This window comes from Streptomyces sp. NBC_01426 (assembly GCF_036231985.1).
GTDB lineage: Bacteria > Actinomycetota > Actinomycetes > Streptomycetales > Streptomycetaceae > Streptomyces.
In genome coordinates this window covers 6,289,440-6,305,486 of the sequence record NZ_CP109500.1, presented here as the reverse complement: position 1 = coordinate 6,305,486, position 16,047 = coordinate 6,289,440, and the positions used below count along the sequence as shown (strand labels likewise).

Below are 16,047 nucleotides of genomic sequence, written 5' to 3'. Positions count from 1 at the left end.
GCCCTCAGGCGACGAACGTGCGCGGGGGTTCCGCCCCGCTGCCGCCGGCGCCCGTGCCGACCAGCCGGGCCGCCGCCGCGAGCCGCGAGGCGGCCTCCTCGGCCACCGGGCCGCCGACCGTGAACGGCAGCCGGACGTACCCCTCGAAGGCCCCGTCCACGCCGAACCGGGGGCCCGAGGGGACCCGTACGCCGACCCGCTCCCCCACCTCGGCCAGCCGGGACCCGGACAGTCCGCCCGCGCGGGCCCACAGGGTGAGGCCGCCCCGGGGGACCTGGAACTCCCAGTCGGGCAGTTCCCGGCGTACCGCGGCGACGAGCGCGTCGCGGTTCTCCCGGGCCTGGTCGCGGCGGATCCCGACGGCCTCCTCCCAGCCCCCGGTCCGCATCAGCCAGTTCACCGCGAGCTGTTCGAGCACGGGCGTGCCGAGGTCGGCGTACGCGCGGGCCGCGACCAGGCTGCGGATGACGTCGGGGGCCGCGCGGACCCAGCCGATGCGCATGCCGGCCCAGAAGGCCTTGCTCGCGGAACCGACGGTGACGACCGTGGAGCCGGCGGGGTCGAAGGCGCAGACCGGACGGGGCATCTCCACGTCCGGGTCCAGCCGGAGTTCGGCCATGGTCTCGTCGGCGACGAGCACGGTGCCGGCCGAGCGGGCCGCCTCCACCATCGCGCGGCGCTGTTCGTCCGGGGCGAGGGCGCCGGTGGGGTTGTGGAAGTCGGCGACCACGTAGGCGAGCCGGGGGGCGGAGTCGCGCAGCACCTGCCGCCAGACGTCCATGTCCCAGCCGCTCAGCCCGGCGGCCATCGCGACGGGTACGAGGCGCACCCCGGCGGCGCGCATGAGCTGGAGGATGTTGGCGTAGGACGGGGATTCGACGGCGATGCGTTCGCCGCGTCCCGCGAAGAGGCTGCAGATGGCGTCGATGGCGCCCATGGCCCCGGTGGTCACCATGATCTGCTCGGGCATCGTGGGGATGCCGCGCTCGGTGTAGCGGTCGGCGAGCATCCTGCGCAGGGCGGGCAGGCCGGCGGGGTAGTCGCCGTGGGTGTGCGCGTACGGCGGCAGTTCCTCCAGGGCTCCCTGGACGGCCTTGGTGAGCCAGGGCTCGGGGGCCGGCAGGGCGGCGCAGCCGAGGTCGATCATCGAGCCGAGGGACTCGGGCGGCAGGGGTTCCAGGCCCCGGGCGGGAAGCGGGTTCCCGGCGGGCACGGCGGTCCAGCTGCCGGCGCCCCGGCGGGATTCGAGGAAGCCTTCGCCGCGCAGGGCCTCGTAGGCGGCGGCGACGGTGGTGCGGCTGACGGTGAGCGCGACGGCCAGCTCCCGCTCGGCGGGCAGCCGGGCGGCGACGGGGACGCGCCCTTCGAGGACGAGGAGCCGGATGCCGTCGGCGAGGCTGCGGTAGGCGGGCGGCTTGCGCGTGCCGGACGTGGCGGAGCGCCCCTGCTGCGAGGTGATGAGGCGGGCGAGCTGTGCGGCGCCGACCGCCGAGGTCCACTGAGCCATGCTGTCCGGTCCACCTTCGTCGAATTGGCCCCGTCCGGTCCGAGGGGCGACCGGTATTGGATTGGTTCTGCGCGATCCAGGGTGTCACGGGGCGGTCCATTCGAGCCACGGGGCTCCCGGGAGGGCGGAAGGGGGCACGGCGGGGGCCCTCCGGCGCGGTCGCGTTCACCCCGCGGCCATCCGGACGCTCCCGTCCCATCGGCGGCAGGGGGCATACTGCCGCCGTGACGCACGTACGCCTTCGGCACCCGTATCTGGACCATCCCGCTCCCATCCCCTTCGCGCACCGGGGAGGGGCCGCGGACGGGCTGGAGAACACCGCCGCCGCCTTCCACCGGGCGGCCGACGCGGGTTACCGCTACTTCGAGACCGATGTGCACGCCACGGTCGACGGGAAGCTGGTCGCCTTCCACGACTCCACCCTGGACCGGGTCACCGACGGGAGCGGGCGGATCGCCGAACTGCCGTGGAAGCGGATCCGGGAGGCCCGGGTGGCGGGCTCCGAGCCCCTGGCCCTGTTCGAGGACCTCCTGGAGGAGTTCCCGGAGGCCCGCTGGAACGTCGACGTCAAGGCCGAGAGCGCCCTGCACCCGTTGGTGAACCTGATCGCGCGGGCCCGGGTCTGGGACCGGGTGTGCGTGGGCTCCTTCTCGGAGAGCCGGGTCGCCCGGGCCCAGAAGATCGCCGGTCCCCGGCTGGCGACCTCGTACGGGGTGCGCGGTGTGCTGGGGCTGCGGCTGCGGTCGTTCGCGATCCCGGCGGCGCTGCGCGCGGGAGCGGTGGCGGCGCAGGTTCCGGAGACCCAGGCCGGCGTCCGGGTGGTCGACCGGCGGTTCGTCCGGACGGCGCACGAGCGGGGACTCCAGGTGCACGTGTGGACCGTGAACGAACCGGAACGCATGGACTCTCTTCTCGACATGGGAGTCGATGGCATCATGACCGACCGGATCGACATCTTGCGCACGGTGCTGGACCGGCGCGGAGCCTGGGCCTGACCGCCCGTTCGGACTCCCCGCCGGCCGCGGCGGCCGAGGCGGCACGGGACAGCGAGGGGGCACCGGAGTGACTGCGCGAGACCTATCTCCACCAGAGGAAGCGGAACCGGGGACGGAGGACGGAAGAGCCGGCGCCGCCGCCCGCAAACGCGAACAGCACGGCTGGTACTTCTACGACTTCGCCTGCTCGGTCTACTCGACCAGCGTGCTCACGGTGTTCCTCGGTCCCTACCTGACGGCCGTGACCAAGGCCGCGGCGGATGCCGAGGGCTACGTACACCCGCTGGGCGTCCCGGTCCGGGCCGGTTCCTTCTTCGCGTACGCGGTCTCCGCGTCCGTGCTGCTGGCCGTGCTGATCATGCCGCTGGCGGGGGCCGTCGCGGACCGGAGCGGCCGCAAGAAGCCGCTGCTGGCGGTGGCGGCGTACACGGGCGCGGCGGCGACGGCCGGGATGTTCTTCCTCGACGGCGAGCGCTACCTGCTCGGCGGGTTCCTGCTGATCGTGGCGAACGCCTCGCTGGCGGTCTCGATGGTGTTGTACAACGCCTTCCTGCCGCAGATCGCCACACCGGACGAGCGGGACACCGTCTCCTCGCGGGGTTGGGCCTTCGGCTACACCTCGGGCGCCCTGGTGCTCGTCCTGAACCTGGTGCTCTACCAGGGCCACGACTCCTTCGGGCTGTCCGAGGGCGCGGCGGTGCGCATCTGTCTGGCGTCGGCGGGCCTGTGGTGGGGCGCCTTCGCGATCATCCCGTTGCGGCGGCTGCGCGACCGGGGGGTGGTCCGGGAGGCGGGTGCGGCGCCGCCGGTCAGCGGGTGGCGGCAGCTGGTGGCCACGTTGAAGGACATGCGGCGCTATCCGTTGACGCTGTCGTTCCTGCTGGCCTATCTGATCTACAACGACGGCGTGCAGACGGTGATCTCCCAGGCCTCGGTCTACGGGTCGGAGGAACTGGAGCTGGAGCAGTCCACGCTGATCGTGGCGGTGCTGCTGGTCCAGGTCCTGGCGGTGGCGGGCGCGCTGGGGATGGGTCGGCTGGCAGGTCTGTACGGCGCCAAGCGGACGATCCTCGGTTCGCTGGCCGCGTGGGCGGTGACGCTGGCCGCCGGGTACTTCCTGCCGGCCCGGACGCCGGTGTGGTTCTTCGCGCTGGCGGCGATGATCGGGCTGGTGCTGGGCGGGAGCCAGGCGCTGTCGCGTTCGCTGTTCTCGCACCTGGTCCCGGCGGGCAAGGAGGCCGAGTACTTCTCCGCCTACGAGATGAGCGACCGGGGGCTGAGCTGGATCGGACCGCTGGTCTTCGGACTGACGTACCAGGTCACGGGCAGTTATCGGGACGCGATCATATCGTTGGTGGTGTTCTTCGCACTGGGTTTCGTGCTGCTCGCGAGGGTGCCGGTACGGCGCGCGGTGGAGGCGGCGGGCAATCCTGTTCCCGAGAGGATCTGACAGCGGGTCCGAGAAAGAATTCGGAACGAATTTCGACGTTCAAGCGAAGGGCCGGTAGTGTACGCCTTTGGCCTGCCAGGCGGACCGTTACTGCGCGCTCACAAAGAGCGGACGTTGGGTGACATCTGCTGCCAGATGTGACAAAACGGGCACTGGTGGGTACAACAAGGGGCGGTACGACGGGCGACGCATGACCCGGAGCGGGAATCTATACCGCCGACCGGACGTTGACCGGATGACGACGACAGCGACACCTGTCCTGTGGGCGACAAGCCCGGGAGGCACGATTCATGAGTGAGCGAGCTCTCCGCGGTACGCGGCTCGTGGTTACCAGCTACGAGACGGACCGCGGCATCGATCTGGCCCCGCGCCAGGCGGTGGAGTACGCATGCCAGAACGGACATCGATTTGAGATGCCGTTCTCGGTTGAGGCAGAAATTCCGCCGGAGTGGGAGTGCAAGGCGTGCGGCGCCATGGCACTCCTGGTGGACGGGGACGGGCCCGAAGAGAAGAAGGGCAAGCCTGCGCGAACGCACTGGGACATGCTCATGGAGCGACGCACCCGCGAGGAGCTGGAGGAAGTGCTTGCCGAGAGGCTCGCGGTCCTCCGTTCCGGCGCCATGAACATTGCCGTGCATCCGCGGGACAGCCGCAAGTCCGCCTGACAACCGGACTGAGAACAAAGCCGAGGGCCCCCGCCACATCCGTGGCGGGGGCCCTCGGCTTGTCCGGCTGCGGACGGCCGCGGAGCCGGATGGATCAAGGTCCGGGATCGGCGCTTCAGGGGGTCAGCGGCGGCCGGTGACCGGCGTCCGGGCCGGCCTGGCCCGGTCCGGGCCCCGGCCGGTCCTCGCGGATGACCTCGCCTTGGACGACCTTGCCGTCCGGCTGGTGGATCCGGGCCTGCTGGAAGGCGTCGCCGAAGGTTCCGGCGGGCGCGGCGGCCATCCTGCGTTCCAGGGAGCGCGTGGCCCGGCGGCTGATCAGTGCCCGGACGGGCGGGAGCAGCAGGAGCAGTCCGGCGGCGTCGGAGATCAGCCCCGGCAGCATCAGGAACAGGCCCGCGAGCATGATCAGGCCGTTGCCCTGGCCGGGCTGTTGCCTGGCCTGCTCGGGCCCCTGTCCCTGCTGGGCCCGCTGGAGGGTGTCGGTGAGGTTCTTGAAGGCCCGTCGCCCGGCGCGCTTGATGACCACGGCGCCGAGGAGCATCCCGCCCGCGATCAGCAGGGCGACGGTCAACCCGCCGGCGGCTCCGGCGACCAGGCTGAGCAGCCAGATCTCCAGGATCAGCCAGGCGGCGACCGCCAGGGGAAGCAGGGTGCGGGCGGGCGAGCGCCGTCGTGGGGCCGTCGAAATGCCGGTCGTCATGTCACCAGTGTGCCTCGGGCGGTGTAAAAGCGACCTCAGTCGGAGGTACCGGACATCCCTTGAGGGATGTCGGGGGGAGAGGGTGTCCGGGCGGGTCAGTGCGGGGGCCGGCCGGTCAGCTTGGCGGCCCGGGCCTTGATGCCCCACTGGGTGACCCGCCACAGGGCCTCCACCACGATGTCCCTGCTCATCTTGCTGTCGCCGAACTCGCGCTCGACGAAGGTGATGGGCACCTCGACGACCCTGAAGCCCTGGCGGACGGCCCGACGGGCCAGGTCCACCTGGAAGCAGTAGCCGGCGGAGGCCACCTCCTCCAGGCCCAGGCCCTCCAGCGTCTCGCTGCGGAAGGCGCGGTAGCCGCCGGTCACGTCGCGGATCGGCACGTCCAGGAGCAGCCGGGAGTACGTGGAACCCCCGCGGGAGAGCATCTCGCGGCTCTTGGGCCAGTTGACCACGCGGCCGCCCGGCACCCAGCGGGATCCCAGGACCAGGTCGGCGTTGCCGAGGGCGGTGAGCAGCCGGGGCAGTTCCTCGGGGCGGTGGGATCCGTCGGCGTCCATCTCCACGAGGACCCCGTAGCCGTGCTCCAGGCCCCAGGCGAAGCCGGCCAGGTAGGCGGCGCCGAGGCCTTCCTTGCCCTTGCGGTGCAGGACGTGGACCTGCTCGTCGGCGCAGGCCAGTTCGTCGGCGAGCTTGCCGGTGCCGTCGGGGCTGTTGTCGTCGGCGACCAGGACGTGCGCTGCGGGGACGGCGGCGCGGACCCTGCCGACGATGGGGCCGATGTTCTCGGCCTCGTTGTACGTCGGAATGATCACCAGGATGGTGCCGAGCGGCCCGTGGGTCCGCTGTCCTGCCTCGCTCACTGGGTCCCCTTGAAGTGTTTCTCGTCCGGTCGGCCTCGTACGTCCCGTCACAGCAGGATGATTTTAGAACAGCGATCGGAGCCGGCGGTCCTTCGGGCCGGCCCGGTTCCCGCTGGCTGCGGGTGACCGTGACCGTTGTCTACTGGACCGCCGGGCCCCGACCTGAGGCCACCAGCCGCCGGCGAAACCTTCCCTCGCCCCCGAGGCGCGGGTGCGCTGAGCGGACGGATCCGTCCGGTACGGACGTCCTGTTGGTGGACCCGGCCGAACCTATCCGGGTCCGGCCGTCGGGACCGAACCGAGGCCGGTCGGATCACCCCTGTGGGCGTACGAAAACCTCTCGGCCGCCGACGACCGTGGCCAGGCACACCGGCAGTTCCCCGCCGGGGGTCAGGTCGGGCAGCCCCGGGGTGCCCGAGCGCGGGTCGGTGGACCAGCGGGCGACCCGGTCGTCGGGAGCCTGGACGACCAGTTCCTCGGTCCGCCAGACGGCGTAGTCGGCCGGGGCGCCGGGAACGAGGGTGCCCGCGTCGTCCCGGCCCAGGGCCCGCCAACCGCCGCGGGTGTGGGCGGCGAAGGCGGCCCGTACGGAGATCCGGTGCTCGGGGGTGCGGTGGAAGGCGGCCGCCCGGACGGTGCCCCACGGGTCGAGCGGGGTGACGGGCGCGTCGGAGCCGAAGGCCAGCGGGACGCCGGCCTTCAGCAGGGCCGCGTACGGGTTGAGGGTGCGGGCGCGCTCCGCGCCGAGCCGGTCGGCGTACATGCCGCCCTCGCCGCCCCAGGCGGCGTCGAAGGCGGGCTGCACGGAGGCGGTGAGGCCCAGTTCCGCGAAGGCGGCGATGGTGGCCGGGGTCATCATCTCGGCGTGCTCGACCCGGTGGCGGGCGGCCCGCACCCGGGCGAGGCCCACGGTCTCGGCGGCGGCCCTGACGCCTTCGACGACGGCGCTGACGGCGGCGTCGCCGATGGCGTGGAAGCCGGCCTGGAGGCCCTGTTCGGTGCACGCGGCGACGTGCGCCGCGACGTCACGGGCGTCCAGGTAGCCGGTGCCGGTGTGCGCGGCGTCGGTGTACGGGGCGTGCAGGCAGGCGGTGTGGGAGCCGAGTGCGCCGTCCACGAAGAGGTCGCCGGCGGCCCCGACCGCGCCGAGCCGCTTGGCCAGGTCGAGGTCCCGATCGGCCCAGTAGCCGAAGACGCGCGGGCCGGGGTGGGTGCGCGCCAGGTCGAGCAGGGCGGTGAAGTCCTCCGGGGAGGAGATCTCCGGGCCGCCGCACTCGTGCACGGAGCCGATGCCGAGGGAGGCGGCCCGGTCCAGGGCGGCCCGCTGGGCCTCGGCGCGCTGGGCGGGGCCGACGGCGCCGAGGGCGACCGCGCGCACGGCGTGGTGGGCGTCGGCGGTCAGCGGCTCGTCGCAGGCGACGAGGCCCGCGCCCCCGGGGACGAGGTCGAGCAGCGCGGTGGTGACCACGGCCGAGTGGACGTCGATGCGGCTGAGGTAGAGCGGACGGCCGCCGGTGGCCCGGTCCAGTTCCTCGCGGCGCGGGGCGCGGCGCTCGGGCCATCGGGCGGCGTCCCAGCCGTGTCCGAGGAGCACCCGGTCGGCGGGGCGGCGCTCGGCGTGGGCGCGTACCCGGTCCAGGGCGTCCGCGAGGGTGCGGGCGTCGGAGAGGTCCAGTCCGGTGAGGGCGAGACCGGTGGAGGTGGTGTGCACGTGGGCGTCGGTGAACGCGGGCGTGACGAGCGCCCCGTCGAGGTCGACGACCTCGTCGACGCCCTGTGCGAAGGCGTCGGCGGCGCCTTCCGAGCCGACCCAGGCGACGTGGCCGCGCTCGACGACCATCGCGGTGGCGAACGGGTCGGCGGGGCTGTGCACCTCGCCGCCGCGCAGGAGGACGGTGCGGTCGGGTACGGGGGCTCCGGCGGCGTCGGCGGAGGCGGTGCGGTCAGTCATGGGACCCAGTCTCGCGCCTCCGCCGGCCGGGCCCGACCTCGGGTCCCGCCGGGGCGGGGGTCGGGGCCGGGCGGTGCGGAAGACGGGTCAGGGGGGCGTCACACGCGCGGCGGGCGGGACTCGTACGGGGTGGACAGCACCACCGTCGTGCGGGTCGAGACGTGCGCCAGGGCGCGCAGTCGGCCCAGCAGGTCCTCCAGCTCCAGGGGCGTGCCCACACGGACCTTGAGGATGTAGTTCTCGTCTCCGGCCACGCTGTGGCAGGCCTCGATCTCGGGGACGCCCGCCAGGCGGTCGGCGATGTCGTCCGGTGCGCTGGGATCGAACGGCTTGACCGAGATGAACGCCGTCAGGGGCAGCCCCACGGCCTCGGGGTCGACCACGGCGGCATAGCCGCGGATCACCCCGCGCTGCTCCAGGCGGCGTACTCGCTGATGGACCGCCGACGTGGACAGTCCCGTGGCCTTGCCCAGATCCGTGTAGCTCATTCGCCCGTCCCGCACGAGCAGATCAACGATCTGGCGGTCCAGCTCCTCCATTGCGCTCATAGCCGCTCAACCTATGGCCCAAGACCGCTTCCGGCACAGCGGTGTCCACGGGTTGGGTGGCACCTGCGGCGGGCATGTGACCAAGGCCACAGGGGTACGGGGGCGTACCGGGGGTGGTTGTGGTTACTCGTGCCGCTCGACGGGAAGTGCTTGGTGTGGCCGTGGCCGAAGAAGCTGCCCGCCCGGCCCATTCAAGGGGGAGTACATCCATGCTGAACGCCAAGCGCGCCGGTCGCATCGAACCGGAGCCTCCGGAACTGCTCGATTCCGACGAGGACGGCTACTTCGACGAGGCCGAGGGGTTCGAGATCCACCACGCGATCTGCCCCGACTGCGGCCAGTCGATCGCCCTCGTCGCGGACGAGGAGTACCTGCCGCAGCACGCCCTCTGCCCGTCCCCGTGGAACCCGTTCGGACTCACGGTGTGCGCGGGTACGGGCCGGCCGGCTTCCGACGCGCTGCCGACCGTGGGCGGGTTCCCGCACGAGGTGCAGGAGCTCGACCCGATCGTGCACCTGTCCCTCCCGCAGGGCCTCGACTGGCGTACGCAGCCCTTCTCGCACGTCGGCGGTCCGGGCTCGCGTCCCGTCCGCGTGACGGCCCCGCTGCCGCCGCAGATGCGCCAGCACGCGCAGGCCGCCTGACGGGCCGCGTCCTACCAGTACGTTCCCCGCACCATCGCGTCGAGGGTGGCGTGGTGCAGGATCAGGCCGTCCGGGTCCGCCGGGACCTCGACCTCCCCGAAGTGCGCCTGTCGGTAGGCGATGCGCAGCATCACGATCCCGTGCCGCAGGGCGGCGTAGAGGGTGTGGAACCCCATGTCCCGCGGGGTGTGCCCGGTGAGTTCGGCGTACCGGCGTTCCACGTCCTCGCGGCGCAGGAAGTCGGGCAGGCCCGACTGGCCGAACCCGACGGTCAGGTCCTGGAAGAACCGGTGCAGGTAGACGGTCCAGCCCAGGTCGACCTCCCGGGGGGCGTACGCGGCCATCTCCCAGTCGAGCACGGCCACCGGATCGAAGCCGTCGGCCTGGTAGACGACGTTGCCGATGCGGGCGTCGCCCCAGTTGAGGACGGGGTCGCCCTCGTCGGCCGGCCAGAGTTCCTCCAGCCGGTCGAAGGCCCGCTCCAGGAGCGGTGAGCGGGCCAGTGTGGCCACCACCCACTCGTAGTAGGCACGTTGGGCCGTGACGTGGCGGCGCAGCGGGCTTCCCTCCCCGGGCGGGAGGAGGAACCGCGCCTCCTCTGCGGGGAACTGGTCGTGGAGGCGGGCGAGCAGGGAGATGCTCGCCTCCTGGAGCCGGGCGCGTTCGGCGTCGGTGGCGGAGTGCAGCCAGTTGCCCTCGTACGTGTAGGGCATGACGTCGGGCGGTACCCGGCCCTCGGCGCGGGCCATGACGAAGAAGGGCGCGCCGAGCGGGCCCGGATCCTCCTCCAGCCAGCGCACGCGCGGGACGGGCAGGTCGGTGTGGGCGGCGACCAGGCTCATCACGCGGTGCTGGCGGGGCATGTCGTAGGTGGGGAAGACGGTGTAGGCGGCCGGGTCCGCGGCCAGGCGCAGGGCGCAGGCCCGTTCCGGGGTGTCGGGGTGCTCGATGTCGAAGAGCAGGGTCTCGCTGGACATGCCGTTGGAGCCGGGGACGGAGGTGTTGACGACCTTCGCGCCGGGGAGGGTCGCGTCGAGCCAGGCCGCGAGGCGGCGGCCGAGTTCCTCGGGTTCGCGGGTGGAGGTGCGGGGACGTGGTGCCGTTGGCATGGCGGGTCCTGCCTTCCCTTCCGGTGGGATGTCGTCCTCGGGGCTCTCCCGACGTCCGCTCTCGGTCACGGGGCCACGGAGGTGTGGTCGGTGAAGCCGCTCGGGTCATGGCGGCCGAAGCTTCCGTGCTCGAAGATGCCGTGTCCGACCCGGCCGTCGAGGGTGAAGCGGGCCGAGTGGTCGGTGACCCCGTAGGCGGCCATGGGGTGCGCGGCGGGATCGGAGAGGTCGTAGGCGCGCCGGTCGGTCCAGGCACGGCCCTGCCAGGTGCCGTGCTGCCAGTCGGCGGCGGGCGGGTAGCCGGCGCCGACGGCGAGGGGGGAGGAGTTGAGGACGCGGACGCCGAGTTCGAGGGGTTTGCGGGTGGGGTCGGTGAGGTGGACGACGGCGCTCTCGGGGTGGCGGCTGCCGGGGCGGTAGCGGATGTCGGTGTGCGGCCAGCCGAGTTGGACGTCGTTGCGGTCGTCGCCCGCGGGGAAGACCTGGACGGCCTCGTTGAGGGTGCGGTGGCCGTCGGCGTCCTCCTGGACGACGACCATGAGGAACCGGTCCTCGAAGCGGACGGGTATCCAGAGCCAGTGGAAGCCCTCGGGGCGGTGTTCCTCCGCTGCCCGGCCGCCGTCCTCGCCGGGGATCGGGCGCACTCCCCAACTGCGGTCGCGGGTGCCGGTCCACGCGCCCGGCGTGAGGGCGAGTTCCTCGCCCTTGACGCGGATGGTGCCGGTGACGTTGCCGGCCTGGACGAAGCGGCGGCCTTCCAGCATGAGGCGGTCCCCGCGGCGCTGGACGTGGTGGGGCTCCCAGACGGCGGGGAACTCGGCGGTCCAGGTGATGTCGTACGAGAGGCCCTCGGGGTCGTCGGGGTCGGCGTCGCAGTGCAGGCCGATCCGCTTGAGGGGCTCGTCGACGGTGATGCGGAGCGGGCCGACGGAGAGGTTCATCCGGTCGTCGCCGAGGGCGTCGGAGGCGCGGACGGCGAGGAGTTCGTCGCCGATGCGCAGGGTGGCGTAGGCGTCGATGACGCCCGCGTTGGGGTAGACGCCGAGGCCGAGGATGAGGACGGCCCGGCCGGCGTGGTCGAAGACGTGGAAGATGCAGCGGTCGTAGGCGTTGCGGTCGCCGCTGACGAGGTGCTTCATCGACAACGGCGCCTGGTGGATGGGGTATTCGTCGAGCGGGACGGGCCGGTCGGCGGGCATGGCGGACCTCCTGGGCGCGGCCGCGTGGCGGCGCGTGACGTGGCGTGGCGCGGTTGGCCTGGTGTGCGACGGTGTGCGACTCGAGCGGATATGACGGTACGTCAGAAACCGTTTCGAGGAACAGACTTGTGGCACTACGCGACAGGAAGGCACGTCCGGACACCCGGGTCGGGAGGGGACACCTGCCCGCTCACCCACCGTCCACCGCACGTCGGCGGGGCGGCGCGGTCGGTGGAAGCGTCGGGGACACGTCGAACGGATGGCCGTGGGCGGGGGCCGGTTACCCGTGGGCTGATCTCGCGTTTTGCCGTGCATGACCACGCTTGAGACGTCCACGCCGAGAACGGGTCGCAGGCGGCGGCCCACGCCTCACGGGTACGAAGAATCGGTTCCGCTGCGGAACCCCGACACGCCCGTCTACAACGCGCTCCTGGCCCGCTGGACCGCCGAGGGCCGGACGGTGCCGGGGCGGCGCGATCCGGAGTGGTCACGGATCGCCTCGTCCCCGATCTGGCCCAGCGGCCCCCTGTACGGAGGCTGAGCCGGACGCTCCGGCGGGAGGGCAACCGCACGGTCGGGCCGGGCCGAGCGCCCGACGGGCCGGGGCCGGGCCGACCGGGCCGCGGGGCGCCGGCCCGGGGCCCGTCGGGGCGGCCGGCGCCCCGGCCCGGGCGCCTCAGCGGGTCTCGGGGCCCGCGAGGTGGCGGGCGATGACCATGCGCTGGATCTGGTTGGTGCCCTCCACGATCTGGAGCACCTTCGCCTCGCGCATGAGCCGCTCCACCGGGAAGTCCGCGGTGTACCCGTAGCCGCCGAGGACCTGCACCGCGTCCGTCGTGACGGCCATCGCGGCGTCCGTGCAGAACAGCTTGGCCATGGCGGCCTGGCGGGAGAAGGGCTTGCCGGCGTCCCGCAGGCGCGCGGCGGCGAGGTACAGCGCCCGACCCGCCTCGATCTTGGTCGCCATGTCGGCCAGCATGAAGCGCAGCCCCTGGAAGTCCGCGATGGGGTGCCCGAACTGCTTGCGGTCCAGGGCGTAGACCAGGGCCTCGTCCAGGGCCGCCTGGGCGACGCCGATCGCGCAGGCGGCGATCCCGAGCCGGCCGGCGTCCAGGGCGGCCAGGGCGATGGTGAAGCCCTGCCCCTCCTCGCCGATGCGCCGGGTGTCGGGGACGCGTACGCCGTCGAAGTGCAGCTGGGCGGTGGGCGAGCCCTTCATGCCCATCTTCTTCTCGGGGACCGCCGCCGTCAGGCCGGCCGCGTCGCCGGGCACGAGGAAGGCGGTGATGCCCTTGGGGCCGTTGACACCCGTGCGCGCGAGGACGGTGTAGAAGTCCGCGACCCCGCCGTGCGTGATCCACGCCTTGGTGCCGGTGATGATCCAGTCGTCGCCGTCGCGGACGGCCTTGGTGGTCAGCGAGGCGGCGTCGGAGCCGGCGGCCGGCTCCGAGAGACAGTAGGCGCCGAGCAGGCCGCCGCCGAGCATGGCGGGGAGGTGGGCGCCCTGCTGCTCCTTGGTGCCGTAGCCGGCGAGGCCGTGGCAGGCCAGGGAGTGCACGCTGACACCGAGGCCGACCGTCAGCCGGGCCGCGGCGAGCTCCTCCAGCACCTGGAGGTAGACCTCGTACGGCTGCTCACCGCCGCCGAACTCGCCGGCGTACGGGAGCCCCAGCAGGCCGGCCTCCGACAGGAGCGTGAAGACCTCCCGGGGGAAGCGTCCGTCGTCCTCCTCCTCGGCGGCCCGGGGGCGGATCTCCCGCTGCGCGATCTCTCGTACGAGCGCGAGCAGATCACGGGACTCTTCGGTGGGCAGCTGTCGGTCCACCGGCTGCGGGGCGCGGTCGGTCATGGCGGCGCTCTCCTCCCTGGTCGGGCACGGCGGCGACGCGTGAGGTGTGGGACGCGCCACCGGATCTCGGTGCTCTCACAGCCGATACTGCCCTCCCGGATCGCGGAAGGGCCTGTTCAGTGGCTGCGGCGGCTTGAGTATGCCCGATCAGGGGCTTCCCGTCACCGGTGCATGATCATCGGGATCCCCCGGGGCCTCGTGCGCCGGTGGAGCGGGGTGGTCGGGGGCGAACTCCTCGATCACCGTCAGGGTCGCGCGCAGCTGCCGCACGAGCAGCGCCGCGACCTCGTCCCGGCCGAGCCGGCCCTCCCCGTCGAGGCCGCCGATCCACTCCAGGGTGATCCCCTCGACCCCGGAGAGCCAGCCCACGAGCGCGAGCCGGGCGAGCGGCGAGACCGTGCGGCGGCCGTACGCGGCCTCCGCGATGGTGGCGACCAGTTCCTCGCGGACCGCGTCGCGGATGGCGAGCACCTCGGCGTCGGAGCCGACGCCGCCGGTGACGATCGTGCGGTAGGCGGCCCGGTGGTGTTCGGCGTAGTACAGGTAGCCGTCGATGGTGCGGCGGGCCCGTTCCGAGCCGGCCAGTTCGGTCTCCGCGGCCGCGCGGGCGACGAGTTCGGCGACGGACTCCTCGACGATGGCGAGGTAGTAGCCGCGCTTGCTCTTGAAGTAGTAGTAGATCAACCCCTTGGCGACACCGGCGTGTTGGGCGATGTCGTCCATGGAAAGCGCGTCGTACGAGGTGTCGGCGAACAACTTGCGCCCGATCGCCATGAGTTCGGCCCGACGGGCCTGCGAACGGCCGGTCGCGCCACGCTGTTGACTATTATTCAAATTCGGCCCTAGCCTCGAACTCCCACAGGAAGCCCGCAGTATGGCAGACCTGTCTCATGCACTTCCCTGCGCACGGACGACGTACGGGAGGCACCTCCATGAGCACGAACAGCGGCCGCGAGGGCCGGGTCAAGTGGAAGAAGACGGTGGCGGTCGCACTGCCCGCGGTGATCGCGGTCGGGGCGATGGGCGTCGTCATGGCGCAGGGCGCGCTCGCCGCGTCCTTCGCCGTCTCGGGGACCTCATTCCAGGTCTCCTCATCCAAGTTGAGCAGCAAGGGCCTGGCGTCCTACGTGCAGACGGACCGTTCCGTCGACGGCAAGGGGCATCCGGTGGCGTTGCTCGGCATCGGCGAGGCCACGCTGGCCGACATCTGCCAGTCCGCCCGGGTGAAGACCCCGGTGGGCACGGTGGTCTTCAAACTGAGCGCCGGCGGACCCGCCGGCCAGGTCACCGCCGATAACCTGGTGATCGACGGCGAGGACCTCGACGGTGACGCCACCTTCGGCACGGCGCAGATCGGCCGGGACGCCTCCACCCTCGACCAGGTCGAGGGGGTCAGGGGCGAACCGGGCGCGTTCGGTCTCCAGGCCGGGAACATCGAGGTCCTGAACGTGCGCTCGCACGCCTGGTCCGCGACCGGCGGCAACTTCCGCCTCAAGGGCATGAAGTTGAGCGTCGGCCTGGACGGCAAGCAGTGCTTCTAGGGGCGCGCCGACCCGCGGATCCGGGCACGGGGCGGTGGGCGCCGCGGCTCCCCCTGCCCGGCCCGCGGCGACGACTGCGCGCCTGGCGGCGGACCCGGCCGTTCTGGGGCGGGCTGCTGCTGGTGTCGGGCGGGATCGAGCTGCTGTTGGTCCCGCTCTCCCCGCTGACCGTGCTGGTCAGCCTGGGGCTCGGCGGGATCGCGGCGATCGGGATCGGGGCGGCGCTGGTGGTGGCCGGGCTGTTCCTGTGGTTCCTGCCGCAGGCCAGGGCGTACGTGTCGATCCACGCCCTGCTGCTCTCCGTGCTGTCCTTCGTGGCGACGAACCTGGGCGGCTTCCTGGTGGGGATGCTGCTCGGCATCGCCGGCAGTGCGCTGGCCTTCGGCTGGACCCCGCTGCCGGAGAAGGAGGAGGCGGAGGCGGAGGCCGACTCGGCGGAGGGGGACGCCGCCGCGGCGGCCGGCGCCGGGCCCGGGAGCGTACCCGGTCCGGGTGGCGCCGGGTCACGCGCGACGGCGGTGGCACTGCCCCTGGCCCTGCTGGTCGCGCTGTCCTCGGGGGCCCCGCCGGCCAGGGCCGACGCGGCCGCGCAGGGGCCTCCGAGGGCGGCCCGTACTCCCCCGACGGTGACCACCTCGCTGTTCGCGCCCCAGGGCTTCGCCCTGGCGGGGGTCACCGAGCTGGACACGATCGACGGGCCGCGCAGGGTGCTGGTGCTGCGGATGGCGGCGGCCTCGCTGTACGACTACCGGCTGCGCACCCGGGACGGCGGGGACGAATACGGCCTGTCGGCCCGGTCCTTGACCCTGCGGGGCGACGTCACCCTGTACCTGACCCGGTTCAGCGGCTGCATCGAGGGGCTGCTGTGCGTCACGTTCAGCCCCGAGGGGTTGCCCGCTCCCCCGGTGATCCCGCCGTTCGTCTTCATGACGCGGGTGACCGCCGAACAGGCACTGGTCACCTCGGACGTGATCGTCACCGACGGGCTGCGCCTGGACGCCTCGTGATCCGGCGGCGCCGTCC

16 protein-coding genes are annotated in these 16,047 nt (G+C 72.8%); 7 read left to right on the top strand and 9 right to left on the bottom strand.

The genetic code is table 11. From position 1 onward, the window contains the following. Window positions 1–4: 4 nt before the first annotated feature. Complete coding sequence (locus OG906_RS28170) at window positions 5–1,507, bottom strand: SCO1417 family MocR-like transcription factor (protein ID WP_329446762.1); 1,503 nt, start codon at window positions 1,505–1,507, stop codon at window positions 5–7. Between the two features lie 224 nt (window positions 1,508–1,731). Between OG906_RS28170 and OG906_RS28165 the strand changes: the two genes are divergently transcribed. The 3 genes from OG906_RS28165 to OG906_RS28155 all read left to right on the top strand — a co-directional run bounded on the left by OG906_RS28165 (window position 1,732) and on the right by OG906_RS28155 (window position 4,617). Beyond that, the gene (locus OG906_RS28165; protein WP_267799450.1) at window positions 1,732–2,502 is read left to right on the top strand and encodes a glycerophosphodiester phosphodiesterase family protein; all 771 of its coding nucleotides are present in this window, start codon (window positions 1,732–1,734) and stop codon (window positions 2,500–2,502) included. A gap of 67 nt (window positions 2,503–2,569) precedes the next feature. After that, window positions 2,570–3,952 (top strand): MFS transporter, encoded by a 1,383-nt coding sequence (locus tag OG906_RS28160; protein WP_329446760.1) that lies wholly within the window; start codon window positions 2,570–2,572, stop codon window positions 3,950–3,952. 290 nt (window positions 3,953–4,242) lie between these two features. Continuing rightward, a complete protein-coding gene (locus tag OG906_RS28155; RefSeq protein ID WP_007262928.1) occupies window positions 4,243–4,617 on the top strand; it encodes an RNA polymerase-binding protein RbpA in 375 nt (124 codons plus the stop codon). A gap of 115 nt (window positions 4,618–4,732) precedes the next feature. Here the strand turns inward: OG906_RS28155 and fxsA are convergent, their stop codons facing one another. The 4 genes from fxsA to OG906_RS28135 all read right to left on the bottom strand — a co-directional run bounded on the left by fxsA (window position 4,733) and on the right by OG906_RS28135 (window position 8,673). Next, window positions 4,733–5,320 (bottom strand): FxsA family membrane protein, encoded by a 588-nt coding sequence (fxsA, locus tag OG906_RS28150; protein WP_329446758.1) that lies wholly within the window; start codon window positions 5,318–5,320, stop codon window positions 4,733–4,735. A gap of 95 nt (window positions 5,321–5,415) precedes the next feature. Beyond that, complete coding sequence (locus tag OG906_RS28145; RefSeq protein WP_267799446.1) at window positions 5,416–6,183, bottom strand: polyprenol monophosphomannose synthase; 768 nt, start codon at window positions 6,181–6,183, stop codon at window positions 5,416–5,418. Between the two features lie 313 nt (window positions 6,184–6,496). Next, complete coding sequence (locus OG906_RS28140) at window positions 6,497–8,134, bottom strand: amidohydrolase (protein WP_329446756.1); 1,638 nt, start codon at window positions 8,132–8,134, stop codon at window positions 6,497–6,499. 98 nt (window positions 8,135–8,232) lie between these two features. Further along, on the bottom strand, window positions 8,233–8,673 hold the full coding sequence (locus OG906_RS28135) for an Lrp/AsnC family transcriptional regulator (protein ID WP_053681811.1): 441 nt from the start codon (window positions 8,671–8,673) through the stop codon (window positions 8,233–8,235). Between the two features lie 218 nt (window positions 8,674–8,891). Between OG906_RS28135 and OG906_RS28130 the strand changes: the two genes are divergently transcribed. Beyond that, window positions 8,892–9,326 carry a hypothetical protein gene (locus OG906_RS28130; RefSeq protein WP_329446754.1) on the top strand — a complete coding sequence of 145 codons (435 nt, stop codon included), beginning with the start codon at window positions 8,892–8,894 and terminating at the stop codon, window positions 9,324–9,326. A gap of 11 nt (window positions 9,327–9,337) precedes the next feature. Here OG906_RS28130 and OG906_RS28125 read toward each other — a convergent pair whose 3' ends face one another. Next, complete coding sequence (locus tag OG906_RS28125) at window positions 9,338–10,435, bottom strand: phosphotransferase family protein (protein WP_329446752.1); 1,098 nt, start codon at window positions 10,433–10,435, stop codon at window positions 9,338–9,340. Between the two features lie 65 nt (window positions 10,436–10,500). Next, entirely contained in the window at window positions 10,501–11,634 is a 1,134-nt protein-coding gene (locus OG906_RS28120) for a hypothetical protein (protein WP_329446751.1), read from the bottom strand. A 313-nt stretch (window positions 11,635–11,947) separates the two neighbouring features. On the opposite strand from OG906_RS28120, the gene OG906_RS28115 reads away from it, so the two are divergent. After that, on the top strand, window positions 11,948–12,175 hold the full coding sequence (locus OG906_RS28115) for a hypothetical protein (RefSeq protein WP_329446750.1): 228 nt from the start codon (window positions 11,948–11,950) through the stop codon (window positions 12,173–12,175). A 135-nt stretch (window positions 12,176–12,310) separates the two neighbouring features. Here OG906_RS28115 and OG906_RS28110 read toward each other — a convergent pair whose 3' ends face one another. Together OG906_RS28110 and OG906_RS28105 are read right to left on the bottom strand one after the other, a co-directional pair. Beyond that, window positions 12,311–13,483: an acyl-CoA dehydrogenase family protein gene (locus tag OG906_RS28110; RefSeq protein WP_267799440.1), complete on the bottom strand. Its 1,173-nt coding sequence runs from the start codon at window positions 13,481–13,483 to the stop codon at window positions 12,311–12,313. 147 nt (window positions 13,484–13,630) lie between these two features. Then, the gene (locus OG906_RS28105) at window positions 13,631–14,317 is read right to left on the bottom strand and encodes a TetR/AcrR family transcriptional regulator (protein ID WP_267799439.1); all 687 of its coding nucleotides are present in this window, start codon (window positions 14,315–14,317) and stop codon (window positions 13,631–13,633) included. 98 nt (window positions 14,318–14,415) lie between these two features. On the opposite strand from OG906_RS28105, the gene OG906_RS28100 reads away from it, so the two are divergent. Continuing rightward, on the top strand, window positions 14,416–15,024 hold the full coding sequence (locus OG906_RS28100) for a DUF6230 family protein (RefSeq protein ID WP_329446746.1): 609 nt from the start codon (window positions 14,416–14,418) through the stop codon (window positions 15,022–15,024). Beyond that, window positions 15,015–16,031: a DUF6114 domain-containing protein gene (locus OG906_RS28095; RefSeq protein WP_329446744.1), complete on the top strand. Its 1,017-nt coding sequence runs from the start codon at window positions 15,015–15,017 to the stop codon at window positions 16,029–16,031. Before OG906_RS28100 ends, OG906_RS28095 begins: the two co-directional genes overlap by 10 nt. The last annotated feature ends 16 nt before the right edge of the window (window positions 16,032–16,047 follow it).

Coding starts and splice junctions, on each gene's coding strand:
- OG906_RS28170 (WP_329446762.1), bottom strand. CDS start 1,507: ATGGCTCAGTGGACCTCGGCGGTCGGCGCCGCACAGCTCGCCCGCCTC.
- OG906_RS28155 (WP_007262928.1), top strand. CDS start 4,243: ATGAGTGAGCGAGCTCTCCGCGGTACGCGGCTCGTGGTTACCAGCTAC.
- fxsA (WP_329446758.1), bottom strand. CDS start 5,320: ATGACGACCGGCATTTCGACGGCCCCACGACGGCGCTCGCCCGCCCGC.
- OG906_RS28140 (WP_329446756.1), bottom strand. CDS start 8,134: ATGACTGACCGCACCGCCTCCGCCGACGCCGCCGGAGCCCCCGTACCC.
- OG906_RS28135 (WP_053681811.1), bottom strand. CDS start 8,673: ATGGAGGAGCTGGACCGCCAGATCGTTGATCTGCTCGTGCGGGACGGG.
- OG906_RS28130 (WP_329446754.1), top strand. CDS start 8,892: ATGCTGAACGCCAAGCGCGCCGGTCGCATCGAACCGGAGCCTCCGGAA.
- OG906_RS28125 (WP_329446752.1), bottom strand. CDS start 10,435: ATGCCAACGGCACCACGTCCCCGCACCTCCACCCGCGAACCCGAGGAA.
- OG906_RS28120 (WP_329446751.1), bottom strand. CDS start 11,634: ATGCCCGCCGACCGGCCCGTCCCGCTCGACGAATACCCCATCCACCAG.
- OG906_RS28115 (WP_329446750.1), top strand. CDS start 11,948: ATGACCACGCTTGAGACGTCCACGCCGAGAACGGGTCGCAGGCGGCGG.
- OG906_RS28110 (WP_267799440.1), bottom strand. CDS start 13,483: ATGACCGACCGCGCCCCGCAGCCGGTGGACCGACAGCTGCCCACCGAA.
- OG906_RS28100 (WP_329446746.1), top strand. CDS start 14,416: ATGAGCACGAACAGCGGCCGCGAGGGCCGGGTCAAGTGGAAGAAGACG.